The sequence below is a fragment of the Cohnella sp. GbtcB17 genome (assembly GCF_019091135.1).
GTDB lineage: Bacteria > Bacillota > Bacilli > Paenibacillales > Paenibacillaceae > Cohnella.
In genome coordinates this window covers 52,493-77,421 of sequence record NZ_JAGXJW010000008.1, presented here as the reverse complement: position 1 = coordinate 77,421, position 24,929 = coordinate 52,493, and the positions used below count along the sequence as shown (strand labels likewise).

The 24,929-nt window shown below is 62.2% G+C and carries 15 protein-coding genes, 1 pseudogene and 1 CRISPR repeat array; of the genes and pseudogenes, 12 read left to right on the top strand and 4 right to left on the bottom strand.

The genetic code is table 11. From position 1 onward, the window contains the following. Window positions 1-44: 44 nt before the first annotated feature. Genes KVT38_RS06250 through KVT38_RS06235 form a run of 4 tightly spaced genes read right to left on the bottom strand, consistent with a single transcriptional unit; the run spans window position 45 to window position 2,966 of the window. Window positions 45-1,142, bottom strand: coding sequence for a sensor histidine kinase (locus KVT38_RS06250; protein WP_368859059.1), 1,098 nt, complete (start codon window positions 1,140-1,142; stop codon window positions 45-47). Next, the gene (locus tag KVT38_RS06245) at window positions 1,117-1,806 is read right to left on the bottom strand and encodes a response regulator transcription factor (RefSeq protein ID WP_217592833.1); all 690 of its coding nucleotides are present in this window, start codon (window positions 1,804-1,806) and stop codon (window positions 1,117-1,119) included. The genes KVT38_RS06250 and KVT38_RS06245 overlap by 26 nt, the downstream gene beginning before the upstream one ends. Next, window positions 1,799-2,395, bottom strand: a complete 597-nt coding sequence (locus KVT38_RS06240; protein WP_217592832.1) for a DedA family protein — start codon at window positions 2,393-2,395, stop codon at window positions 1,799-1,801. The genes KVT38_RS06245 and KVT38_RS06240 overlap by 8 nt, the downstream gene beginning before the upstream one ends. Next, window positions 2,388-2,966, bottom strand: a complete 579-nt coding sequence (locus tag KVT38_RS06235) for a class I SAM-dependent methyltransferase (RefSeq protein WP_217592831.1) — start codon at window positions 2,964-2,966, stop codon at window positions 2,388-2,390. The genes KVT38_RS06240 and KVT38_RS06235 overlap by 8 nt, the downstream gene beginning before the upstream one ends. 337 nt (window positions 2,967-3,303) lie before the next feature. Here KVT38_RS06235 and KVT38_RS06230 point away from each other — a divergent pair, with 337 nt between their 5' ends. From KVT38_RS06230 to KVT38_RS06180, 12 genes and pseudogenes are all read left to right on the top strand, one after another. Then, window positions 3,304-4,215, top strand: coding sequence for an ABC transporter permease (locus KVT38_RS06230; protein WP_368859058.1), 912 nt, complete (start codon window positions 3,304-3,306; stop codon window positions 4,213-4,215). A gap of 37 nt (window positions 4,216-4,252) precedes the next feature. Then, entirely contained in the window at window positions 4,253-5,200 is a 948-nt protein-coding gene (locus KVT38_RS06225) for a carbohydrate ABC transporter permease (RefSeq protein ID WP_254639037.1), read from the top strand. Window positions 5,201-5,259: 59 nt separating this feature from the next. After that, window positions 5,260-6,414, top strand: a pseudogene (locus KVT38_RS06220) (ABC transporter substrate-binding protein); the annotation flags it as partial. A gap of 141 nt (window positions 6,415-6,555) precedes the next feature. Continuing rightward, complete coding sequence (locus KVT38_RS35865) at window positions 6,556-6,846, top strand: DUF3502 domain-containing protein (protein WP_483298163.1); 291 nt, start codon at window positions 6,556-6,558, stop codon at window positions 6,844-6,846. A gap of 135 nt (window positions 6,847-6,981) precedes the next feature. After that, entirely contained in the window at window positions 6,982-7,974 is a 993-nt protein-coding gene (locus KVT38_RS06215; RefSeq protein ID WP_217592828.1) for a DUF4432 family protein, read from the top strand. A 33-nt stretch (window positions 7,975-8,007) separates the two neighbouring features. Then, window positions 8,008-8,288: a CRISPR direct-repeat array (repeat unit 23 nt; unit sequence ATAGAGGAACTTTCTTCCTCTAT). 98 nt (window positions 8,289-8,386) lie between these two features. Further along, entirely contained in the window at window positions 8,387-12,586 is a 4,200-nt protein-coding gene (locus tag KVT38_RS06210) for an Ig-like domain-containing protein (RefSeq protein ID WP_217592827.1), read from the top strand. 161 nt (window positions 12,587-12,747) lie between these two features. Beyond that, window positions 12,748-14,046 carry a glycoside hydrolase family 36 protein gene (locus KVT38_RS06205; protein ID WP_217592826.1) on the top strand — a complete coding sequence of 433 codons (1,299 nt, stop codon included), beginning with the start codon at window positions 12,748-12,750 and terminating at the stop codon, window positions 14,044-14,046. Window positions 14,047-14,118: 72 nt separating this feature from the next. Next, on the top strand, window positions 14,119-14,526 hold the full coding sequence (locus KVT38_RS06200; protein ID WP_217592825.1) for a hypothetical protein: 408 nt from the start codon (window positions 14,119-14,121) through the stop codon (window positions 14,524-14,526). Between the two features lie 429 nt (window positions 14,527-14,955). Then, window positions 14,956-15,945: an ABC transporter permease gene (locus KVT38_RS06195; RefSeq protein WP_217592824.1), complete on the top strand. Its 990-nt coding sequence runs from the start codon at window positions 14,956-14,958 to the stop codon at window positions 15,943-15,945. 18 nt (window positions 15,946-15,963) lie between these two features. Next, window positions 15,964-16,839, top strand: coding sequence for a carbohydrate ABC transporter permease (locus KVT38_RS06190; RefSeq protein WP_217592823.1), 876 nt, complete (start codon window positions 15,964-15,966; stop codon window positions 16,837-16,839). A gap of 88 nt (window positions 16,840-16,927) precedes the next feature. After that, the gene (locus KVT38_RS06185; protein WP_217592822.1) at window positions 16,928-18,607 is read left to right on the top strand and encodes a type 2 periplasmic-binding domain-containing protein; all 1,680 of its coding nucleotides are present in this window, start codon (window positions 16,928-16,930) and stop codon (window positions 18,605-18,607) included. An 85-nt stretch (window positions 18,608-18,692) separates the two neighbouring features. Next, on the top strand, window positions 18,693-24,890 hold the full coding sequence (locus KVT38_RS06180; protein WP_217592821.1) for an S-layer homology domain-containing protein: 6,198 nt from the start codon (window positions 18,693-18,695) through the stop codon (window positions 24,888-24,890). Window positions 24,891-24,929: the final 39 nt, after the last annotated feature.

Sequence of the window (24,929 nt, the reverse complement as noted above, 5' to 3'; positions counted from 1 at the left end):
CGGCCTCTTTGCGCGCGATTCGCCATGGCGGGACGCCTGCGCGCTCAGTCCATCGGCAGCTCGAGCGCGAAGCGATAGTTGCCGTCGCGGTACGTCAGCCCGAGCCGGCCGCCGTGCAGCCGCGCGATCTCGCGGGCGATGGACAGGCCGAGTCCCGCGCCGCCCGGTCCGCCAACGGAAGACGCCGGACTGCGCGCCGCATCCGCCTTGTAGAAGCGCTCGAACAGCCGCGCCTCCTGCTCCGGTCCGATCGGCGCGCCCCGGTTCTCGACCTCGAGCACCGCCCGGCCGTCCGCTGCCGCCAGCCGCAAGCGCACGATGCCGGGCTTGTCGGCATACTTCAGGGCGTTGGTCAGCAGGTTGTCGATCGCGCGGCTCACGAGACCGGGATCGAGCGTCAGCTCCAGGCCGTCCGCGGGCAGACGAGCCGCCACCGACAGTCCCTGCTCGGCGGCGAGCGGCTCGAATTCGGCGAGCAGCTGCCGGACGAGCTCCCGCAGGTCGATCCGGGCCGGCTGCAGACGGGCTTCGCTGGCGGACAGCCGCGTATAGTCGAACAAGTCGTCGATGCGGCTTTTGAGCTGGACCGCCTTGCTGTACGTGTTGGCGAGGAAGCGCTCGCGCTCCTCCTCGTCCCGGTAAGCACGCCCGCGCAGCAACTCCAGGTAGCCCAGCATGCTCGTGAGCGGCGTGCGCAGGCCGTGAGAGATGCCCGTGATCAGCTCGAGCTTGGCCTGTTCGCTCTGCCGCTCCGCCCGGATCCGGGTCTCGAGCTGCTCGGCCATGGCGTTGATGTAGCCGGCTACGTAGCCTAGCTCGTCGCGTCGTCCGGCATCGAGGCGGTGCGCAAGATCGCCGCCGGCCATCGCGTCGAGGTCGTCCTTCAGCCGCAGCAGGTAGCGAATGCTGCCGCGCGTCAGCCCGTAGAAGGCGCCGAGGAAGCCGGCGGCGAATAGCGTGAACGACAGAGGGACGGCAAAGACGCCGTAGTGCGGGACGCGCGGAAGGAGGAGCGGCACGAGATAGGCGGCGGCCAGGCCCGCCGCGATGCTGGCCGCGAACGTCCAGAGCAGCCGGATGCGGATGCTGCCGATGCCGATCAGCCGGGCCAGCCGGTCACTTTTCGATTTTATAGCCGACACCCCACACCGTCTTGATATAACGGGAATCCCGCGGATGATCCCCCAGCTTGTCGCGGATGTTGCGGATGTGCACCATGACGGTATTGTCGCTGAAGCCGCGGGCTTCCTTCCAGACGCGCTCGTAGATCTGGTCCGCGTGGAACACCTGGCCCCGGTGCGTGGCCAGCAGCTCCAGAATGGCGAATTCCAGCGGCGTGAGCGAGAGCTCCTCGCCCCGCAGCGTCGCCCGGTGCTGCGGAATATCGAGCGTCAGATCATGGATCTCGATCACGGACGCCTGCTCTTTGCCGGTCCCGATGCTCTGCCGGCGCAGTTGGGCGCGCACGCGCGCCATGAGCGCGAGCGGGCTGAACGGCTTGGCCACATAGTCGTCCGCGCCGATGGACAGGCCCGCGATCACGTCGATGTCGGCTTCCTTGGCCGACAGCATGATGATCGGGACGTTGGACCGCTTGCGCAGCGCGATGCACGTCTCGATGCCGTCCATCCGCGGCATCATGACGTCCAGAATGACGAGCTTGACCGGCTCGCTGCCGAACGCCTCGAGCGCCTGCGCGCCGTCCTCCGCTTCCAGCACGCGGTAGCCTTCGTTGCGCAAATATACGTGGACGACGTCCCGGATCTCCGGGTCGTCGTCCACGACCAGTATCGTGCCGTTATTCATGGGCCGGCATTCCTCTCCTGATGATGACGTACGACGCCGTCAGCGCAAACGCCAGCCACAGCGCCTGCGGACCATGCCGCTGCGCGAAGCCGACGATCCGTCCGGCCTGCCCGCCCAGGGCAAGCCCCGAAGCGAAGTAGAGACAGGTCCAGAGCGCGCCCGCGGGATAGGCGTACAGGGCGAAGCGGCGGTAAGGCATGCGGCTCACGCCAGCCGTGAACGGCAGCAGATGGCGGACGACCGGCAGGAAGTAGCTGAAGCAAAGCGCGAGGCTGCCGTGCCGCGCGATCATTCCGCGCGCGGCAGCCGCATACTTCGCCCGCCGCCCGCCGCGCGCGAACCGCCCGAGCACGGCGGGACCGGCGATTCTTCCCATATAATAGCTAAAGGTCAACCCCGAGGCAATGCCGAGCGCCGTGAAGGCCAGCGCCGGCAGCGGAGCGAGCAGGCCCGTGCCCGCGGCCGCGCCTCCCGCGACGACGATCGCTTCGTTCGGGATCGGCAGGCTGATCATGCCGAGCCACAGCGCGAAGAACAGCGCGGCGTAGCCGAATTGCTCGATATAAGGGAGGAACGGAAGGCTACTCATCGCCGTCATCTTTTTTGCGGCACACATAGACGAACGCCGGCGGCAGATTGAGCGGCACGAAGCGGATGCGCAGGATCGCAAGCCGCCGGGCCAGCTGTCCGCGCATCTGGAGCGAATACTGGAAAGCTACGAACAGGCCGCCGGGCTTCAGCGAATCGACGATCTGCGCGAGCAGCCGGTCCCGCAGCGGCTGCGGAAAGTTGAAGAACGGCAGGCCGCTCACGATGGCGTCCAGCCCGCCGCTCCCGTCGCGTCTCAGCGTATCCGCCATGCCGGCCGCGTCGCTGAAGCAGCGGAAGTCCGGGTAGCGTTCGCGGAGCCGCCGCCGCATCTCGGCGTCCTTTTCGAACAGATAGATGCTCGTGCCGGGCTCCCGCCGCCTCGCGATCTCCCGCGTGATCGCGCCCGTCCCCGATCCGAGCTCCGCCACGGCTCGCGCTTTGCCCCAATCGATCTCCCCGGCCATGGCCCGCGCCAGGCGAGCGGAGCTCGGCACAAGACTGCCGACCTGCCCCGGATTCTCCATGAACTTGCGCGCGAACGCGCGGCTCTCCTCGTTGAACAGTCCCATTTCCGCTCGACCTCCTTCTGTTTGTCGGTCTTCAGCTTAACCGTCAAAAATAAGGCGCGAGGGGGGAGACTTCTAAAGGTTTTCTAAAGATTCGGTACGGATGCGGTACAGATTTAAGCTCGAACGGCTCGGATTTCCGGTCCGATTTCCCGTTTGCGAACCCGATTTCCGGATTCAGCACCTTGACGAACCCGCGCCGCCGCGGGCTTTTTCCGCATGCAGCACGCCGCTTCCGCCCGACTTCCCGAACGAGAACTATACAGACCGCTCCGGCGCGCCCTATTCTTGGGACATCGCCAATCAAACGCAGCCAGCAGGAGAGGAGAAGGGATTCAAGGTGCCCATCGTAAGAGAAATCGTACGCAACAAATATTTATACGTGCTCGCGCTGCCCGGTCTGTTGTTTCTGATCGTGTTCGCCTACGTGCCCATGGCGGGCCACCTGATCGCGTTCAAAAAATACCGGCTCGCCGACGGACTATGGGGGAGCGAGTGGGTCGGCTTCGACAATTTCAAATTTTTCTTCATGAGCAGCGACTGGTACAAGGTGACGTTCAACACGGTGTTTCTGAACGGACTGTTTATCGTCTGCGGCCTCGGCATCGCGCTGCTTCTGGCGATCTTCCTGAACGAGATTCAGAGCCGGCTTTATAAAAAGATCGCGCAGTCGCTCATTTTCCTGCCCTACTTCATCTCATGGCTGGTCGTCAGCATGATGACGTTCGCCTTCCTCAATACGACGGACGGCATCCTGAACAGCTTGCTGATCGACAACGGGATGGATCCGCAGAACTGGTATCTGAAGCCGGGCATCTGGCCGGGCGTGCTGACATTCATCTATGTGTGGAAATTCGCCGGTTACTATTCGATCATCTTCCTCGCGGCAATCACGGGCATCTCGGGCGAGTACTACGAGAGCGCCAAGATCGACGGGGCGACCAGGTTCCAGCAGATTATCCACATTACCATACCGCTCATCCGCAACGTGCTCATCGTGCTCGCGCTGCTCGGCGTCGGACGGATCTTCTACGGCGACTTCGGCATGATCTACGGCATCGTCGGCGACACCGCGCCGCTGTATCCGACGACGGACGTCATCGATACGTACTCGTACCGGGCGCTACGTCAGTTGGGCGACTTCAGCAAGTCCTCGGCCATCATTATGTACCAGTCGGTGATGGGGCTCGTGACGATCGTGATCTTTAACGCCATCGCCAGACGGATCGACAAAGACTCCAGCTTATTTTAAACTCCGGATTTTTCCGATAGAAAGGCGGCAATCACGCATGGAAAGCTCCATCACCCAGGCCCCATCCGGCAAGCTTGGCCGAGCCGGCAAGGCCATGAAGATCAAGGCGGACCGCTCCCCGTCGGAAAAGGCGTTCGTGGGCTTCATCTACGCCTTCACCGGGCTGTTCGCGCTCGTCTGTCTGCTGCCCTTCTGGATCGTGGCGATCAACTCGTTCGCCGACGAGTCCGCGATCAAGCGTTACGGCTATCAGCTGATCCCTAAAATTTTCTCCACCGGCGCCTACGAGTTCTTATTCCGCGGCAAGCAGGTGGCCAGCAGCTACATGGTCTCGACGACCGTCACGGTAGCCGGCACCGTGCTCGCCGTGCTGATCACGGCCATGTACGCCTACGTGCTCGCGCATCCGAAAGTGAAGTACCGCAGCGCGCTGTCCTTCCTGACCTATTTCACGATGATTTTCGGCGCGGGGCTGGTCGGCTTCTACATTCTGATCGCCAACTGGCTGCATCTGAAGGATACGCTCTGGGCGCTCATTCTGCCGTACCTGCTGAACCCCTTCTTCGCCTTCATCATGGTGTCGTTTTTCCGGACGCTGCCCTACGAGATCAACGAAGCCGCGACCGTGGACGGCGCGAACGATCTGCGCATCTTCTTCGGCATCATCCTGCCGATCTCGAAGCCGGTCATCGCGACCGTAGGCCTATTCTACGCGCTGCAATACTGGAACGACTTTTTCCTCGCGCTCCTGTTCATCGACGATTACAAGCTGCATCCGCTGCAGATCATGATCCGCCAGCTCATCTCCAACATCAACATCGGCGCTTATGTCGGCGGCAGCCAGACGAACTACGGACAGCCGCTGCCGACGTACAGCGTCCAGCTGGCGACCGTATGCGTCACGATCGGACCGATTTTCCTGCTGTATCCGTTTATTCAGCGATATTTCGTCAAGGGCATTACAATCGGCGCGCTGAAAGGTTAGTCTTGATTCGGAGACATCCGGTTGAGAATAGATCACCACCACTCTAGGAGGTCACAGCAATGAAAACCAGAAAAAGCCTGACCGCGCTCATGGTCGCCTCGGCCTTCGCGGCTACCCTCGCCGGCTGCAGCTCCAAATCGAACGACTCGAATGCGGGGGGCGCCGGCAGCGCTTCGTCCACCGCCCCGGCCTCGTCCGCTGCCGCATCCGAAGGGAGCAAGGCGACCAAGCTGGATCCGGTGACGCTTAAGATCGTCATGCCGGGCGACCGGCCTGCGGACATGGACGTCATTATCAAGGAAGCCGAGAAGCGCATGGCCGACAATATCAACGTCAAGCTCGACCTGGTGTTCGTGCCCTGGTCGGATCTCGCGCAGAAGACGCAGGTCATGCTCGCATCGGGCGAAAATGTCGATTTGATTTTCGACGCGCCGTGGCTCCATATGGAGCAGATGATCAGCGCGGGCTACTACGAGCCGATGGACGATCTGCTGCAGCAGTACGGGCAGGACGCGATCAAGGTGCGTTCGCAGCAGATGTTCGACGCCAACAAGTTCCAGGGCAAGATTTACGGCCTGCCTCTGGGCAACACGCACCTGGCCGGCCGGACGTATCTCGTCCGCAAGGACTTGCGCGAGAAGTACGGGCTGCAGCCGATCAAAACCTACGACGAACTGATCCAATACGCCTACAAGGTCAAGGAAAACGAAAAAGACGTCATCCCGCTGCTCGCGTACGGTCAAGGCGCTTCGACGGACCAGGCCTGGGGCGCATTCCGGGAATACATGGAGTACCCGCAGTTCATCCGTTCCGACGCGCTCGGCCAGAGCCTCGTGCTCTACTACAAGAACAACGACGGCAAGGTTTACAACCTGTTCGACGAGATGGAGCCTACGATCTGGTCCTGGGTTCAGGACGCCAGAAAGCTGTACACGGACGGCCTGATCCACCCGGACGTGCTGGCGCTCAAGGACATCGACTCGGTCATCAACTCCGGCAAGGTAGGGGCGGCCGTATACAACGAATTCGGCGTGCCGTCCAGCCTGAACACGGCGCTCGCCAAGAACGTACCCGGCGCGGAGCTGGAGGCGGTCACCTTCATGAAGATGGAGAAGGGCGCGAACATCACCAACTTCAAGCAGGCAAACTTCCAGGCGATCCCGAAGGTGAGCAAAAACAAAGAGCGCGCCATGATGTTCCTCAACTGGACCGCGCAGAAGGAAAACTACGACCTGCTCGCCTACGGCATCGAAGGCAAAAACTACGAAGCGGTCGGCGAGGACCAGTACAAGCAGATCGGCACCGACTATTCGTATTTCCCGTACGCATGGGTTTGGAATCCGACGACGGACCGCCTGAACGCCGGTTTCGACGAAGAGACGATCAAGCACTACCAGTTCAACAAGGACGCCGCCAACCTGACGCCGAGCATCCTCACCGGCTTCTCGTTCGATCCGACCCCGGTCATGAACGAGATCTCGCTCTACAACGCGACGGAGGCCAAGTACTACAACTCGCTGTTCGACGGCGTCACCGATCCGGACAGCACATGGGCTTCGCTGAAGAAGGAAGGCGCGGCCAACGCCAAGAAGATCCAGGTTGAGCTGCAAAAGCAGATTGATGCTTTCCTGGCGCAGAAGAAGTAAGGCGTCGGGAGCGGTAGGCATCGGGGAATTCGACTGCGAAGCAGTCGCGCAATGGGAAGGGGATTCGGCAGCGGCTCGTGCCGGATTCCCTCCAAATTTGAATGGAAGAGAAGGGCGCCAAGGAGGCACAGCCGGATGAAAGGTCCTTGCGTCGCGACGACCGTCGCGGTAAACGGCATCGAGGGGGTGAGGCTGGAGAACGAATGGCTGAGCGCCGTAATTCTGGTAGGCAAGGGCACCGATATTTGGGAGCTGATTTACAAGCCGCTGAATTTGCAGCTGTTGATGAAGACGAGGGCCGGCTTGTCGCTCTGCGAAGGGAGGGATTTGAGGAAAAACAGACTGAGGCATTACGCCGAAGGCTATCCGGGCGGCTGGCAGGAAATTTTGCCGAACCGGGCTTCGTTCGACGAGGGCCGGCTGGAGGTTGGACGGGACCGGGAGGGCGAATCGGCCGGCGTGCCTTGGACGTACGCCATCGAGGAAGAAGGCGGATCGCGCGTGACGCTGCGCTGTCGTTTGACGCTGCCTTTTGCGCCGCTGGCCGTGGAAAAAACGATCTCGCTGGCGGCGGGCGACAGCGTTCTGCGCATCGCCGAGCGCGTCGTCAACGTCGGGCGCGATGACGTCCATTTTATATGGACGCATCATCCGGCATTCGGCAGCCCGCTGGTGAGCGAAAGGGCCGAGGTGCTGCTGCCGAAGGGCTGTCGCGCGTTTAACGTGCTGCGATACGAGCGCGATCGGGAAGCTTCGGCCGCAAGCTTCGCAGAGCCTGTGGAAGCGGTAAGCTTGCCGAGCGGGAAAAAGAAGGACCTGAGAGTGGTCGACCCGCCAGCTTCGGACGGCGAGACCTGCTACATGCCGCTGAACAATCTGGAGGAGGGCTATGCGGGCATCTATCAGCCGGCGCTGAACGTGAAGCTGACGCTGGAATGGGACCACCGCGTCTTCCCGTGCCTTCGATACTGGTCGAACACCGACGACGAATTGTACACGGTGGCGCTCGAACCGTCGACATCATGGTACTCGGATATCGAAGATTGTATGCGCCACGGCAACTGCATCTCGCTGGCCCCGCAGGAGGAACGGCGGTTCTGGTTAAACTTGCGCGTGGAGCAGCATTAGCGCAAACCAAGCCACGGGGCCGCTCGGGGGAGAATAGCGGAACTTTCTTCCTCTATGCCCCCGGCAGGAGCTCGAAAGATGGGCATAAAGGAACTTTCTTCCTCTATGCCCCCGGCGAGAGGCTCGAAAGCTGCGCATAGAGGAACTTTTTTTCTCTATCAGGCCCTAGGTGGCTGGTTTGGGAGGCGATAGAGGAACTTTCTTCCTCTATACCCCCCGCCGATGGACCGCTAGCGCCACATAGAGGAACTTTCTTCCTCTATGCCCCAGCTGACAGCTCGAAAACTGCGCATAGAGGAACTTTCTTCCTCTATGCCCCCGGGCGGTGATAAAGCCAGCAGCTTCCGCCATTATACGTAAGCGCTTTCCCGGCAATCGGTAACACCCATTCAGAAGGAGGTTATCCGAACAAATGAGCCTAACAACGAACCCATGGGCCGCCATCGCCCGAAAAGCCGTCTGCAGCTTGCTGCTCTGCGCGCTCGCGCTGGGCTATTGGCCGGCCACAGGCAAGGCTGCCGCAAGCGGCGAAGAAGAGGTACTGGTCGATTGGTTGAAGCAGGATATGGATACGGGGTTCGACAGCGGCGTCAGCCCGTTTGTGTACGATGCGAACATAGCGGGGACTTCGCAGTCCGTGGTGCAGGTGAACGGCAACAACGCGGTCGAGTTCCGCGATGCTTCGCTGGGCTCGAACGCCGGCAGCTACTTTTACTATCAACTGTCGAGCGGAGCGCTCCTATCGCGGATCAACGCGATCTACTCGCTGCCAACCGGGACGGAGCCGGTGGAGTTCGTATACGAATACCGGCTCCGACGCAGCGCGGCGAGCGACAAGCCGGTCAATGCGGATATTTACAGCCAGCTGCAATTCGGCAACTACGACAACGTGCTGGTCCCGCGGTTTCCGGTGCCCGACAAGCAAACGATCACGGGGACGGCGGCTTATCTCAATACGACGCCGAACGAACTGAAGACGGTTAACGATCACGATATCGCATCCTACCGGTTCCAGATCGTGCCGAACGGCGGGCAACGACTCGTCAGCTCGATCAAGATCGCCTTTGGCGTACGGGTCAATACCGGCGGCACCGACGAAGCCATCGTCGTCGACGATCTGGCCCTGTACGAGGCAACGCACGACGTCGGCCTGGACACCGAGGCGCCGTCGTCGCCGACCGGCCTCGCCGCGGCTTCCAAGACCGATACGAGCGTCAGCCTCTCGTGGACGGCTTCGACGGATAACGTCGGCGTGAACCGCTACGACGTTTATCAGGACGGCCAGCTCGCCGGCTCCGCGCCCGGAACCGCGACGAGCTATAGCGTCATCGGCCTCACCCCGAAAAAGACCTATCAATACACGGTCAAGGCGCGTGACGCGGCCGGCAACGCCTCAGCCCAGAGCGCCGCGCTGGCGGTAACGACCAACCCGTCTGCATCGGGATTGCCGGAGCCGTTCGGCGACCGCGATGTCGGCACCGTCAACGTGCCGGGCAGCGCGAGCTATGCGGCGGCGGACGAATCGTTCACGGTGAGCGCTTCGGGCGTCGATATCTGGGGCACGGACGACGCGTTTCACTACGTGTACCGGCCGTGGACGGGAGACGGCCAGATCGTGGCGCGCGTGGGCGAGATGACCAATACCGTCGCCTGGACCAAGGCGGGCGTCATGATCAGAGCCAATATTACGAGCCAATCCCCGCATGCGTTGATGGCGGTATCGCCGACGAACGGGGTCATTTTCGAGGATCGCCTGACGCAAGGAGGGGCCACGGTGCTGACGTCCGGCACCAAGTCCCCGGCGCCTTACTGGGTGAAGTTGACCCGCGTCGGCAATGTTATCAGCGGCTACGAGTCTTCTGACGGAGTCGCCTGGAATCTCGTTAAGAGAGAGGCCGTCAACCTGCCCGAAACGGTATACATCGGCCTGGCGCTGACGAGCCATGACGCCAACAGGCTCAGCACGACGAAGTTCGACCATGTCATGGTGGGCGAGGTTCCGCCGGCGGACACCAACTACGCGCCGTTCCCGGGCACGGTCGAGACGCGCAAGCAGTGGATCTGGAACAAAACCAAATCGATGTCCGAGATGGGCGGCGTGACCAACATCGCGCAGATCGCGGCGCAGCTCGTGGACAGTCAGAATGTCGCCGTCAACCTGCAGAAGCTCGACACGATGTTCCAAACCTACGACTGGGAGCAGTACAAGACAGTCAGCAAAATGTACGCCTACTTGCTCGCCAAAGACAAGATGGACAGCACGATGATCGGCCACGTGAAAAGCTACTTCGCGGGTTACGCGTACGCGAAGCTGCCGCAGACCGAGAACCTGCGGATGAGCAACTATACGGCGGGCTATCTGGTCGGCCAGCTGCTGCCCGACGTCGTCGACCTGAACGGCGCGTCCGGCGCGGCGCTGAAGAGCGCGAACCGAGCCAACATCGAGGAGATGCTCGATGCGGCGGTACGCGGCGGCTGGGCGGAGTACGAGAGTCCGGAGTATACGTTTATGACGTATTTTTGCCTGAACGCGCTCTACCAGTATTCGGACGAACCGGACTTCAAGCAAAAGGTCAAGATGGCGATGGATGTCATGTGGTTCGAGTGGGCGAACGACTGGATCGACGGCAACTTCATCTCCAGCACGAGCCGGTCCAAGGGAGACGCTACCTCGGCCAACGACCCGACCTGGAGAGGCGCGGACCATACGCTGTTGTCCTGGATGTACTTCGGCGCGCACCGCGCCCAGCAGGGATTCGGCGACACGGACGCGGGCGTGCCGGCAGCCTATCGGCCGTTCCTGGAGTACGTCGGGATGGTGCTCGCGCCTTCGATGAGCTATTCGCCGCCCGCGATGGCGGTTCGGATCGGGCAGAAGACCGACAAGGATTACGAGTCCCGCAAAACGAATCTGCAAAATTCCAGCGGGCGCGCCATGAACGTATACCGTCAAGCTTACGTGAAGCCGACCTGGGGTCTTGCCACTGAGGTGACGTACAACCGGGTCGACAACTGGATCGAGAACATGCAGGCGGTGCTGCGCTGGCAGTCCGACAAGCCGGACAGCCTGTTTCGAATTAATGCAGACCAGGGCAACAGCCCGATCGGCAACTACGATCAGATCGAGAATCACCGGATCATGCAGGACGGCAAAACGGCGGTAGGCGTCTACAAATCGCTGAGCGGCGCCGGCGCGACCGACAACTACCTGAACGCCATGTTCCCGGATACAGGGTCGATCCTCGCGAAGGAAGAGCAGGGCGGCTGGGTGTTCGTCAAGACAGGTCCGATGTACTTCGCCTTCAAGATGATCAAGCCGTACGCCTGGTATACGCAGTCGCCGACCGATCCGTCCAACAAGGTGAAGACGACGACGCAGCTCCATCCGACCGCGCAGCTGTCCTACAGCTACAACATCCTGCGCAGCCAGGCGGACAAAAACGGTTGGGTGCTGGAGACGGCGGGCACCTCCGAATATGCAGACTTTGCGGCGTTTAAAAATGCCGTACTGACAGGCACGACGGTCGACAGCTCGCATATCGACGAGAGCAATCCGCGGCTGATCTACACGAATCTGAGCGGCGATACGCTGGACATCACCTTCGATCGTGCTTCCGGCGCCTATGCCGGCACGCACAAGGTGAACGGCCAGCCGATCGACTATGCGTCGTTCAAGCTGTTCGATACGCCATGGCTGCAGCAGGAACGCGGCTCGACGACGTTTACGGCAACCGAGGGCAATGAACGGCTGACCTACGACTTCGGCAACTGGACGATCACAGCCAGCGATCCGACCGTGCAGGTGCCGGTATCCGGCGTAGCGCTCGGCGCTTCGACGCTGACGGTAGGTGCGGGGAAAACCGCCACGCTGACCGCGGTCGTCTCGCCCGCGAACGCATCGAACAAGAAGGTGCTGTGGAGCTCGAACTCCCCATCCGTCGCCACGGTAAGCGCCAGCGGCACGGTGACGGGCGTCGCGCCGGGCAGCGCCGTTATTACCGCGACGACGGAGGACGGTGCCTTTACGGCGACCGCCACGGTCACCGTTACCACCGAGCCGCTGTTCCAGGATACGTTTGCCGGGGGCCTCGGCAATTGGGATCTGTTCGGCAGCACGGCCTGGGAGATTCAGGGCACCGGGCAGGCGGCCGTGCTGAAGGGCACGACGACATCGACCGGTCCCCAGCGGGCCGTGACCAAGACGTCCGTCCTCCCATACAGCGCGCAGAATTATACCTTGTCCTTCGGCGCCGAGTCCGACCGGTTCCGGGCGTTGTTCCGGTATTCCTCGAGCACGAACTACTACTTCATGGAGTTCAAGAATACGGATACCGTCGAGCTGTGGAAGTATGCGGGCTCCTCGACGCCGGCTCAGGTGGGGACGACCGTCGATATCGGCAGCGTCATTCCGGGCTTCGATATGACGGGGCATCATGCTTATGAGATCAGGGTAGACGGCAGCGCGTTCAAGCTGTCGATTGACGGCGCGACGGTGACCACGTTCACGGACGCTTCGCTGACCGCAGGCGGCATCGGGTTTTCGGTCAAGGGAGCGGGTACGACGCCCGTGCAGCTGCTCGTGGACGACGTGACGGTCATGCCGAACGTGTAATACAGCAGCGATCCGCCGCCGCTTGAACGTCTCAAGACGCAACGCGCGGATACCGGGTCGCAACAGAGCCAGCATGCCGTCGGCGCGCAGCGCGTCGGGGGCATGCTGCAATGCCGTTACGGCTCGTTTTATTAACTAAAAATAGCGGAGGTTCTAGTCTGATGCAGCAAACGCACAACAAAAGCACACTTGAGTACCGTATAACCGGTGCGGACGACCGGTTCAGCGCCACGCTTGCCGTCGAGGTCCAGGAGGCGGGCGTCGAAGTCGTGCATCTGAAAATATCGGCGGACCGTCCGGGCATCCCGCCGGCGATCCGGCTGTCCTGGAAGCGTCCGATCGTCGACGTCCAAGGCGTCTGGCATCCGAACGGCTACCGGAACCGCGGGCTGTCGCCGGACTGGTTCGCCGGCTACCGCAGCAATGCCGCGAGCTCTGCGCCCGTCGTCTGCCTTTTCGGCGGGGATGGACGGAGCCGCATGACGTTCGCCTTTTCCGATACGCTGAATCCCGTCGTCTGCAAGGCGGGCGTCCATGAAGAAACGGCCGAATTCCACTGCTCGGTGACGCTGTTCGAGGAGCCGGGCGCCCCGCTGGACCGCTACGAGGCGACGCTGCGGGTGGACCTGCGCGAGCTGCCTTACTATGACAGCCTGAATGAAGTGCAGCAATGGTGGAGCGGCCTTCCCGGCCATGCCCCTTCGCCGGTGCCCGCTGCGGCGCGCGAGCCGATGTACTCGACCTGGTACAGCCTGCATCAACATCTGACGCCCGAAGCGATCGAGACGCAATGCCGCGAGGCTGCGGCGCTGGGCTGTGGGACGGTGATCGCGGACGACGGCTGGCAGACGGCGAACAACGAGCGCGGGTACGCGTATTGCGGCGACTGGGAGGCTTGCGCGGAGAAGATGCCGGACATGGCGGCCCATATCGAGCGCGTTCATGCGCTGGGGATGAAGTACATGCTGTGGTATTCCGTGCCGTTCGTCGGCGTGCACAGCCGGGCATGGGAGCGGTTCGGCGGCAAAATGCTGTACACGGTCGAGGAGCGCGGCTGGGGCATCGTCGACCCGCGGTTCCCAGAGGTACGCGAATATTTGATCGGGATCTACGAGCGGGCGATGCGCGAGTGGAAGCTCGACGGCTTCAAGCTCGACTTCATCGACAGCTTCAACCTGCCCGCGGACCGCGAGCTCGCGTTCGGGGACGGACGCGACTTCGATGCCGTGCCGGAGGCCCTCGACCGCCTTATGTCGGACATCATGAACCGGCTCTCCGCGATCGATCCGGACGTGATGATCGAATTCCGCCAAGCCTATGTTGGCCCCTATATGCGCAAGTACGGCAACATGTTCAGGGCGGCGGACTGTCCGAACGACGCAGTCGAGAACCGCTTGCGGACGCTGGATATTCGTCTGCTGTGCGGCGAGACGGTGGCCCATGCCGACATGCTCATGTAGCATCCCGACGAGCCGGCCGAGAGCGCGGCGCTGCAGCTGATCAACGTATTGTTCGCGGTGCCTCAAATATCCGTGCGGCTCGACCGCCTGCCGCCCGCGCATGCGGAGATGGTCGCTTATCTGCTCGGCTTCTGGAAGGAACACCGGGACGTTCTGCTGGACGGACATTTGGAGCCGCATCAACCGGAATTGTTGTATCCGCTCGTCGTCGCGTCTAACGCATCCAAGCTGCTCGCCGCCGTCTATCAGCCTCGCACGATCGTTCCGCTGAACCGCGAGCTGCCGCAGACGGTCATTCTCGTCAACGGCACGCGCGCCGACGGTGTGTATGTGGAGACGACCGGAGAGCAGAGCGAATGGGAAGTGGAGATCCGGGATTGCCGGGGGAAAACGGTGGAGCGCTCCGCGTGGGCGCCGCGTGCAGGGATTGTGAAGGTGAACGTGCCGCCGGCTGGCCATGCGACGTTAACGCGGAAGTAGGGAGAGATTGCGTCCGGGCGTTGGCGGCAAAGCCAATCGCAACCTTAGCGGACTCAGGATCCGTTATTTACTCGAAAGTAACGATAATCGGCGTGGTTGCGGATCCTGGGAAGCTATTGCGGCTACGAAGGCGAGAAACGAGGCGTTCATACGCGAATAGCGGACCTGTGGTCCGAGACGAGCGGCAATCGGCGGTTTTCGGCAAAATAGCGGCTTCTGAGTCCGCACCACTCGCCGCTAAGCACTTGGCGCCGCTCGCCACTCCACTGTTCTATCTCCCTGCCACAATGCGACTTTTCACCGGGTATATCGTTCTCCGCTCCGGTGTTCCGGCCCGGTCCAATCCGATAAACTGGCTACTGTAAGCACTTTCAAAGCGAAGGTGCGTCATACGCAGAGAGACAGAGAGAAGGATAGGAGGCTTACCGCATGGAGCTCGCAACCCCCGGCAAGGCCGCCGGAGAGACGACGGGCAAGACCGCCGGCAAGACGGAACGAACGAGGCTGAAGGCGGGGCCCGGATTTCGCCGCATCTGGAAGTTCAAGCTGCTGTACGTGCTGCTGCTTCCCGCGCTGCTGTGGGTGCTCGTCTTCGACTACCTGCCGCTGTACGGCGTCAGCATCGCTTTTATGGATTACAACGTCATCCAGGGCTTCTCGGGCAGCCACTGGACGGGGCTCAAGCACTTCCGCGCGCTGTTCGAGTCGGAGATGTTCGTTCACGCGTTCAAGAACACGCTGCTCATCAGCCTGTACAAGATGATCAGCGGCTTCATCGCCCCAATCCTGCTGGCGCTCGCGCTGAACGAGATCCGGACGCGCTGGTTCAAGAAGACGCTGCAAACCGCGGTGTACCTGCCGAGATTCGTATCGTGGGTCGTGTACGGCGGCATCATCACGCTGCTGCTGTCCCCGGAGACCGGCATCGTCAACAAGATCATCAGCCTCTTCGGCGGCACGCCAGCGTACCTGCTCGTCGAGCCCGCGTACTTCCGCACGATTCTCGTCGTTACCGACGCCATGAAAGAGATGGGCTGGGCTGCCATCATCTACATCGCCGCGATCGCCGGTTTGAACCCCGAAGTGTACGAAGCGGCCGTCGTCGACGGCGCCACGCGCTTCAAGCGGATCGTACACGTCACGCTGCCGGGCATCGCCTCCACGATCATCGTCATCTTCATTCTGAGAGTCGGATTCGTCATGAGCGCCGGATTGGACCAGGTCATCAACCTGTACAACCCGATGGTGTTCGAAGTGGGGGACATCCTCGACACCTATATTTACCGCATCGGAATCGAGCAGTTCAACCTCAGTCTGGCCGCCGCCGCCGACGTGATCAAGGGCGTCATCGGTCTGGCGCTGGTGCTGGCCGCCAATCGCATCGCCAAGCGGATCGATCCCGATTCCGGCATTTTCTGACGAAGGAGAAGACGACAGATGAAGCTCACAAGAGGCGAATCCGCCTTCGCGACGACCAACTACATCGTACTCACGCTGCTCACGCTGGTGATCGTGCTCCCGTTCTGGTACGTCATCACGGTATCGATCACGCCCTACTCCGAATTCAGCGCCAAGGACGGCATGGTCCTGTTCCCGACGTCCTTCAGCTTCGAGTACTACGCTTATCTGCTAAAAGAAGGCTCGCTCATCTATCACGCCTACGGCAATACGATCCGCAATACGGTCGCGGGCGTGCTGCTCGCCCTGTTCCTGACGACGACCGTCGCTTACGCGCTGGCCGAGAAAAGGCTGCCGGGCCGCAAGGGCATCATCCTGATCTTCGTGTTCACGATGCTGTTCAAGGGCGGCATGATCCCCACCTACATTACGATCCAGCAGCTCGGCCTGCTGAACACGAACTACGTGCTCATCCTCGTGATGGCGTTCAGCGCCTTCAACATGATTATTATGAAGTCGTTTTTCGAGAGCATTCCCGAGAGCTTGAGAGAGTCGGCGTCCCTCGACGGCGCCTCGGAGTTCCGCATCCTGCGGCAGATCATCCTCCCGCTGTCGATGCCCGCCATCGCGTCCGTCGGCCTGCTCTACATGGTCGTCTACTGGAACGACTTCTTCAGCGCCATGCTCTACGTCTCGGACTGGAACAAGGCGCCGGTGCAGCTCGTGCTTCGCTCGATCATCGCGAGCTCCAGCCTGCCGCCCGAGCTGCTCGAGACGGCGGGACGCACACCGCCCCCGACGGTCGGCATCCAGATGGCCGCCATCGTCATCGTCGCGCTGCCCATGCTGATCATCTATCCGCTCATCCAGCGGTACTTCGATCAGGGCATGATGGTCGGCTCGGTCAAAGGGTAGGGCGTACCGCCAGCGTGCGGTCGGGCACTTACTTCGGTTTATCCCCCAAGGGTAAATATACAGCTCATTATTAGGAGGTCACTTGAACATGTCTCATCAGAAAAAGAAAAAGACGATCGGCCTGGCATCCGCCGTCCTCGTCGGCACGCTCGCCGTCGCGGGCTGCAGTAACGGCAATGGCGACAAAGGCGCCGCCTCGGAGAGCGCGTCGGCGCCGGCATCGTCCACCGCTAGCGCATCGGCATCCGCTAGCGCATCGCCGTCCGGTTCCGCCGGCGCGTCGACGGAGCCGTACACGCTCAAGTGGCTGAAGGCGCAGGACATTTCCGTTCCTTACGACCCGGAGAACGACGTCGTCAAGCAGGGGATCGAGCAGAAGCTGAACGTCAAGATCGACGCCGAGATGGTCGACGTCCAGCAGTACAAGACGAAGCTGAACCTCAAGATGTCCAGCGAGGACATTCCCGACGTCGTGCGGATCGACTTCGCCGACGACTTCCAGAAGTACGCGCCGCTCGGCGCCTTCGTCGACCTGACCGACCTGATCAACGAGCAGGACACGCCGAACATCATGCGCGAGGTGCCGCCCGAAGTATTCGAGCAGGCGAAGGTGAACGGCCGTATCTACGGCATTCCGTATCAGGGCGGACCGGGCGCCGGCTACCGCTGGGATCTCGTCATGCGCAAGGATTACCTGGAGGCCGCGGGCGCATCGGTGCCCAAGACGCTCGACGAGTACTACAACCTGCTGAAAACGATCAAAGCGGATCGCCCGGACGTCATCCCGCTTGGCGGTTATACAGCGCAGATTGGCCAGGTGAAGTTCGCCAACAACTCCTTCGACCATATCTTCGGCGCGTTCGGCGTAACGCCGGGCTACTTCACCGAGACGGACGGCAAGTTCAGCAATTACGACATCGATCCGAGGATGAAGGACGCGCTGCTGTTCCTGCAAAAGATGTACAAGGAAGGCCTCATCGACAAGGAATTCGCAACGATCAAGGAAGAGCAGCTCCGCGCCAAGCTCTACAGCGGCAAGCTGTTCTCCTGGATGGGCTGGTGGTCCACGGCGAGCGACTACGATACGCAGGTCGAGACGAGCGAGCTGATCAAGAGCAAGAAGCTCGGCGCAAACGAGAAGCTTCCCGACCAATCCAAAGAGCCGTTCAAGTATCTGTCGCTGACCGGTTCGCTGACAGGCGCGGATGGCAAGGCGGTCGCGCCGGCAGGCGCGCCGTTCTCCCAGATGACCGCGATCAGCGCCAAGACGAAGGATCCGAAGAAGGTGCTGTCCATCATCGAGGAATCGCTGTCCCAAGAGAACCAGATGCTGACCGTCTGGGGGATCGAAGGCGAAGACTACAAGATCGAGAACGGCAAGATGGAGATCGTGACCGACGCGGTCGATCCGGCGACCAAGCTGGATAAGAACGGCCACTACCGCTCCATACAGAGCTATCTGTTCGCGCCGGGCCTGAACGGCTGGCCGCGTTACCTCGAATCGCTGCCGCTCCGCCCTTCCCAGGCGCTCGATGTCGCGATCAACAACCCGAACCAGATCACCGACGCGTCCAACTACCTCGACTCTCCGACAAAGGTCGCCAAGCTGGTAGAGCTCGATACGATGCGCGACTCGGTGTTCACGCAGATCATCATGGGCGGGGATATCAAGAAGTTCGACGACTTCGTCGAGAAGTGGAAGTCCCAGGGCGGCACGCAGATCTTAAGCGAGCTTGAAGCGTCCTTCCAGAAGAAAGCAGGCAAATAACAGCCGTTTGATCCGAAAGTCTCCCGCCTTCGCCAGCCGATGCCGCGGGAGGCTTTAACTCTTGCCGAAGAAGGTGGTTGGACGAATGAGAAAAACTTACCGCAGCCTGATTATGCTTCTCGTCGCAGCCCTGCTGCTCCCGTCATTGCCGGCGGCAGCAAGAGCCGAGGCGCCTGCGCCGCTGTTCGAGGACAGCTTCGCGGGCGGGCTCGGCAACTGGGATTTGTTCGGCAGTACCGCCTGGCAGGTTCAGGGCAGCGGCGCGGAAGCGCGCCTGACGGGCACGATCGCGGGCGGCACTCCCCAGCGCGCCATCGTGAAGCCTGCCAAGCTGTCTTACGCATCGGCCGACTACAACCTGACCTTCGCGGCGCAGGGGGATCGCTTCCGCGTCATGTTCAGGTATTCGTCCGGCACGGCCTATTACTTCCTGGAGTTCAAGAACACGAGCAGCGTGGAGCTGTGGAAGTATCCGAATTCGGCAACCGTAGAGCAAGTCGGCGCGCCGGTGCCGATCGCGCAGACGCTGCCGGGCTTCAACGTGGCCGACCGCCATCAATACAGCCTGGAGGTCAAGGGAAGCGAGTTCAAGCTGTCGATCGACGGCGCTCTTGTAACCGTATTCACCGACGCTTCGCTGGCGGCGGGCGGTGTGGGCTTCGGGCTTCGAAGCGTCGGACCGGCCGTTAATCTGAGTGTTGACGACATGGCGGTGCTGCCGATCGTCGCGGCTCCGCCGGCATACGCAATCTCGCATTCGCCGCTCTCGCAGGTGCCGTACAACGCGGACGTGGCCGTTGCCTTCTCCGTCGCGGACGCGACCTATGGGACGACGACGGCCGAGATTCACTACGGCTATGAGGACGAGGCGCCGGATCGGATCTTGACCGCCGCGCCGCTTGGCAGCGGGGCTTATGCCGGGACGATTCCCGGAACGGCGCGGGCCGACCGCATCCGCTACTATATCACCGCGCACAACGGAACGGGCGGCGAGGCGCGCTACCCGGCGACCGGCGAGGTATCGGTCGGTATCGGGGAGATCGTTCCCTATGTCAACGACTTCGATAGCGAGGCGGCGAATGCCGCGCCTCCGGGCTGGACCGTAGGCGGCGCGACGAAGGTGATTCAGCTGCCTGACGGCAACAAGGTGCTGAACCTGAACGGTTCGGGCAGCGCCAGGCTGAACCTGCCGATGTATCAGAACGCGGACAACTTCATCGTCAAGTTCAAGGTCAAGTACGAGCGCACGAGCACCGCGCTGCAAAATACGTGGCGTTTCCGCTACCGCGCGAAGGACGACAACAACAACAATGCGCTGGAGTGGGCGACGCACAACTCGAAGTATTTTATCATGCGGAAAACGACGCTCGGCGGCAACTACTACATCGCCAACTACGTGAAGTCGCTGTTGGACGAGTGGCACGACTATGAGCTGCAGGTCAGCGGGATCACGCACAAGCTGTTCATCGACGGCGTAGAGACGGTGTCCGGCGAAGACTCCGATCCGCTCGCGCCGCTCAAAGGCTACTTCCAATGGAACGTCGTCGGCGGCACCAATCTGATGATCGACGACTTTTCGATCGAGCCGATGCTGCCCCCTTACGTCATCGACCTACAGCCGTCGGGCAACTTCTCGGGCATCTACGCGCCGGGCGACACGCCGGGGCTGGATCTGTCGCTCGATGCGGGCGCGGCGGCGCATACGTTCAAGATCGACTATGCCGTGCGCCGTGCGGACGGAGACAAAGCGGTCGTGGCGACGGGCACGCGCACTTACGATCTGGCGAAGTACGAGAACGACAAGGAGATCATTTCCTTCGATCCGCAGCTCTCCGCGATCGGCACCTACGAGGTGACGGCGGACTTCGAAGTGGACGGCGTTCCGCAGCCCGGCAAGTCGAAGAAGATGCGGTTTGCGATCGCGAAGGAAGCCGCGCCGATCCGGGAGATCGATCTGGACAACGAGAGCAAGTTCGGGCTCAACACCCACTACGCGCTCAACTGGAAAGACGACATCATCGACGGGGCCCGCAAGCTGGGCGCGCGCAGCCACCGCTCCGGCATCGTCTGGGAGGATGTCGACAAGAACGTCAAGGACGGCAGCGGTGCGACCGTTTACGATTACAGCCGGACCGATCCGACGCTCGACAAGCTGTTTTCCTACGGCTTCAACCAGATTACGGTGCTGTCGCTGGAGAAAAACGCGAACTACCAGGCGGGCATCGCCAATACGACCGCCTCGCTCAAAGCGATGGGCGACTTCGTGGCGAACACGGTCGCGAAGTACAAGGATCGCATCCGGCAGTGGGAGATGCCCAACGAGCCGGAGATTTTCTCCAAGCCGTATATTCCGGCGGAGTTCGTGCAGCTGCAGAAGGTCGCCTACCTGAACATGAAAAAGGCCGATCCCAACGCGATGCTGCTCGCAGGCGACCATACGTCGAGCGTGCTCAGCGTGCTGCCGAAGGAGCTCGAGCTCGGCTCGTACGATTTTGCGGACGCCTATTCTTACCACCCTTACGTCTACAATGCGATGCCCGACGGCAATCTGCAGAAGCTGACGGACGGCGTGAAGGGACTCGTTAACGCATACGGCGGCTGGAAGGATTATTATCTCACCGAAGGCGGGTGGCCGACGGCAAACAGCGGCTATCCTTCGGTGTCGGAGGAGGTCCAGCGGGATTATATCGTCCGCGCCTTCCTGAACTACATGGTCACGGACCAGGTGAAGGCTTACGAATATTACGATTATAAAAACGACGGCACGGACGACCGGTACTACGATATTTTCTGGGGGATCACGGATAACGACGGACGGCCGAAGCTGGCTTACACCGCGGTGAACCAGTTGATGACCGAGCTGGATCGCGCGCGGTATGTCGGAACCTGGGATACGGGGGACCCGAACGTCGCGGTCCAGGTGTTCCTGAACGACGGCAAGCCCGTCGTCGTCGCCTGGAAGAAGGTCGACCACAAGGACGATCCGGCCGTCAAGCCGCCGACGAGCGCGATCGAGCTGCCGTTCGCGGCGGCCGGCGCGAAGGTGATGGACATCAATGGCGTGGAGCTGCCGGCGACGGCGGGAAGCGCCGGACTGCAGCTCGTCGTATCCGGCGCGCCGCTCTACGTGACGGGGGCGCCGGCCGAGTTCGTCTACGCATCCGCCGCGCAGCTGCTGCAGGTCAAGAAGCAGGAGGCGCTCGCCAAGCTGGCGCTGACGCGGGCCGCGTCGAACGGGACGCTCGTCGACGCGGATGCGGCCGAGATCGCCAGGATCGCCGTCGCGCTGCAGACGGCGACCGAGGGGGCGTCGCCAGCGGCAGGACTTGAGCAGGGCATCAAGGATATATATGCTCTCATGGCGGAGATGGCCGGCCAGATCGAAGCGGGCGATCTGATCGCCGCGTCGGGATACGTGACGCTGGAGGCGCTGTACAACTACGCCGAGAGCGCATCCGTCGCGCTGGCCTACGCCAAGGGCGGCAGCGGCGCGAACGCGCTCGATTATGCCGCTGCGACGCAGGCGGCGGACGCGGCCTTCCAGAGCAAAAAGGGGAACGACAGCGTCATGCCGGTGTCCGCGTCGGCGGTGCTGCGCATGAACCGGTACGGCCGCTTGGCGGAAGCCGCGAAGGCGCGGGGCAGCTACGGCGAGAGCTACGCCTACAATCTGCTGGCGCGCGAATTCGCCGGCGCGGCGACGGCAATGATCGCCTCCGAGCCGGCGCAATTCATCGGCGTCATGGCGAACGTCACGCCAAGCGTGGCGACCGGCGAGGCGGGCTACGCGACGCCGCTGACGCTCTCGCTCGTCAACGATACCGACGCGCCGCAGCAGGTGAAGGCCAGACTCAAGGTGCCGGCAGGCTGGACATCCGCCCAGAGCGAGCCGTCCGAGGTCGAGCTTACGATTCCCGCGCATGACGCGGTAGATCGGACCTACAACGTGAACGTGCCGCAGTCCGCGATCAAGGGACGTTATGAGGTCGCGTTCGAGATCGAGCATGGCGGCGCGCTTTTCGATACGAAAAAGGTGGAGCTGACCGTCGAGGACGGCCTTGACGTGAGGCTGCTGCCGGTCGCGAAGACGATCCAGAATCTCGATATCGTCTCGGTGCAGCTGACCGGCACGTCGACGGCCGTCAAGTCGGGCACGGTCACGCTGAAGGGGCCGGACGGCGGCTTGCTCGAGCCGGTGACGACGAATGCGTTCAGCAATTTGAAGAAGGGCGACCGCCTCCAACTGGATTTCCGGTGGATGTACCGCCAGACCGCTCCCTTCAATGAATACAAGGTCGACCTGGAGGTGGACGAAGCGTCGGACGGCAGAAGCATTTTCCACGATGCGCAGCTGCCGCTGGACTTCGATCTGATTCAGTCGGCGGGCGAGGTCGCGATCGCGGCAGACGGGAATTTGGCAGACTGGCAGGACGCCTATCCGGTCCATCTTCGCAGGAAGGGCCAGAATGCGACGGGTTACCAGGATTCGGCCAATCTCGAGGCGACGGCTTATGCCAAGTGGGCGGCGGACGGCCTGTACGTCGCGGTCGACGTGCGGGACGACGTGCACAAGCAGTCGGAGAATGCGGCGAACATGTGGAAAAACGACTCCGTGCAGATCAGCCTCGATCCGCTCAACAACCGGGAGTCTCCGTACGGGGCGGACGACGTGGAATGGAGCTTCGCGCTCGCCGACGACGGCACGCATCTGGTCAACGTCTTCAACTCGACGGCCCCGAATCCGAACGGCGACATGAGCGGCAAGGTGCCGTTCGAAGCGGTTCGCGACGAAGCGGTGAAGCGCACGCGATACGAATTCAAGATCCCGAGCGCCTACGTCAAGGATCTGCGGCCCGCGCTCGGCGGCAAGCTCGGCTTCAACGTCGCCGTCAACGACGCCGACTACCAGAACGGCCGGGACAACTTCATCCAATGGACGCAGGGGACCGCCGATTCGAAAAACACGTCGCTGTACGACGCGTTCGCGTTCGTGGACGTTCCATTGCCGCCGGGCGGCGGCAATGGGGGAGATAACGGCGGCGATAACGGTGGCGACGATGGTGGTGACGATGGTGGCGACGACGGCGGTTCGCCGCCCGATCAGCCGACCACCGAGATCGTCACAAGTTCGCTAGCAGCGCCTTCCGACATCCTGACGGTATCGGCCGCGGCCCTTCAGAACGCCGCGAACGGCGTCAGCTCTGTCGAAGCGCCGGCCGGAACGACGGAGCTGCGGCTGCCGGCGGACGCGGCGGCATGGCTCGGCGCCAACAAGCTTGAGGTAAGGGCCGGCAAGCTTGTGCTGGAGATTCCGCCCGGCGTGCTCAAGCAGCTGGCGGAGCGGGTGCCTGCGGCGGACCGGCAGGGCAGCATGCTCTCGCTCAGCTTCCTGCCGCTCAAGTCCGACGCTTCGCAGGCGCTCCTTGCCGGGACGAAAGCGCCCGGGACGACCGTTCGCGCGGGCGGCGAAGCGTACGAGCTGACCTTGTCGATCAGGACGGCAGCGGGGAGCGCGATTCCGCTGACGCAGTTCGAAGAGCCGATCACAATTGGGTTCCGGATTGATCCGTCTTTGGACCCGAAGCTGTCGGCGATCTATTACATGGCCGAAGAAAGCAGACCCGAATGGGTCGGCGGCGAGCAAGCCGACGGCTTCCTGACCGCGGAGGTCCGGCACTTCAGCGTCTATGCGATGCTTGAGGTGAAGCGGGAATTTTCCGACCTGCCGGACGCGCATTGGGCGTACGGCGCGGTTCGGGCGCTGGCCGCCCGCGGCATCGTCCAGGGCAGCGACACCGGCGCATTCGAGCCCGGCCGCGAGGTCACGCGCGCCGAATTCACGGCGATGCTGGCGAAGGCGCTCCGTCTGCCGAAGCCTGCCGATGCGGCGCCGGTCGAGACGATCTTCGCCGACGTCACCGCGAACAGCTGGTACGCGGAGGCCGTGTCCGCCGCTTACGGCGCGGGCATCGCTGCGGGCAAGAGCGCGACGTCCTTCGATCCGGACGGCCGCCTGACGCGCGAAGAGATGGCGGTCCTGACGATGAAGGCTTATCGCCTGCTGCATGGCGAGCGGCCGGTTCAAACCGCATCGGCATACGCATCCTTATTCGCGGACGAAGCCGCCATCTCGGCTTGGGCGCTGACGTACGTGAGGGAGACAGTGGCGCTCGGATTGACGAAGGGCAGAGGCGCCGATCGGTTCGTTCCCAAAGGCACGGCGACCCGCGCCGAGGCTGCCCGAATCGTCGGCAGCCTGCTCTTTTCCGAAGCGAAAGACTAAATAAAGAGGCACGGAAGGCCTCCTTGCCGCCCTAGGGCG

Coding starts and splice junctions, on each gene's coding strand:
- KVT38_RS06245 (WP_217592833.1), bottom strand. CDS start 1,806: ATGAATAACGGCACGATACTGGTCGTGGACGACGACCCGGAGATCCGG.
- KVT38_RS06240 (WP_217592832.1), bottom strand. CDS start 2,395: ATGAGTAGCCTTCCGTTCCTCCCTTATATCGAGCAATTCGGCTACGCC.
- KVT38_RS06235 (WP_217592831.1), bottom strand. CDS start 2,966: ATGGGACTGTTCAACGAGGAGAGCCGCGCGTTCGCGCGCAAGTTCATG.
- KVT38_RS06225 (WP_254639037.1), top strand. CDS start 4,253: ATGGAAAGCTCCATCACCCAGGCCCCATCCGGCAAGCTTGGCCGAGCC.
- KVT38_RS06215 (WP_217592828.1), top strand. CDS start 6,982: ATGAAAGGTCCTTGCGTCGCGACGACCGTCGCGGTAAACGGCATCGAG.
- KVT38_RS06210 (WP_217592827.1), top strand. CDS start 8,387: ATGAGCCTAACAACGAACCCATGGGCCGCCATCGCCCGAAAAGCCGTC.
- KVT38_RS06205 (WP_217592826.1), top strand. CDS start 12,748: ATGCAGCAAACGCACAACAAAAGCACACTTGAGTACCGTATAACCGGT.
- KVT38_RS06195 (WP_217592824.1), top strand. CDS start 14,956: ATGGAGCTCGCAACCCCCGGCAAGGCCGCCGGAGAGACGACGGGCAAG.
- KVT38_RS06190 (WP_217592823.1), top strand. CDS start 15,964: ATGAAGCTCACAAGAGGCGAATCCGCCTTCGCGACGACCAACTACATC.
- KVT38_RS06185 (WP_217592822.1), top strand. CDS start 16,928: ATGTCTCATCAGAAAAAGAAAAAGACGATCGGCCTGGCATCCGCCGTC.
- KVT38_RS06180 (WP_217592821.1), top strand. CDS start 18,693: ATGAGAAAAACTTACCGCAGCCTGATTATGCTTCTCGTCGCAGCCCTG.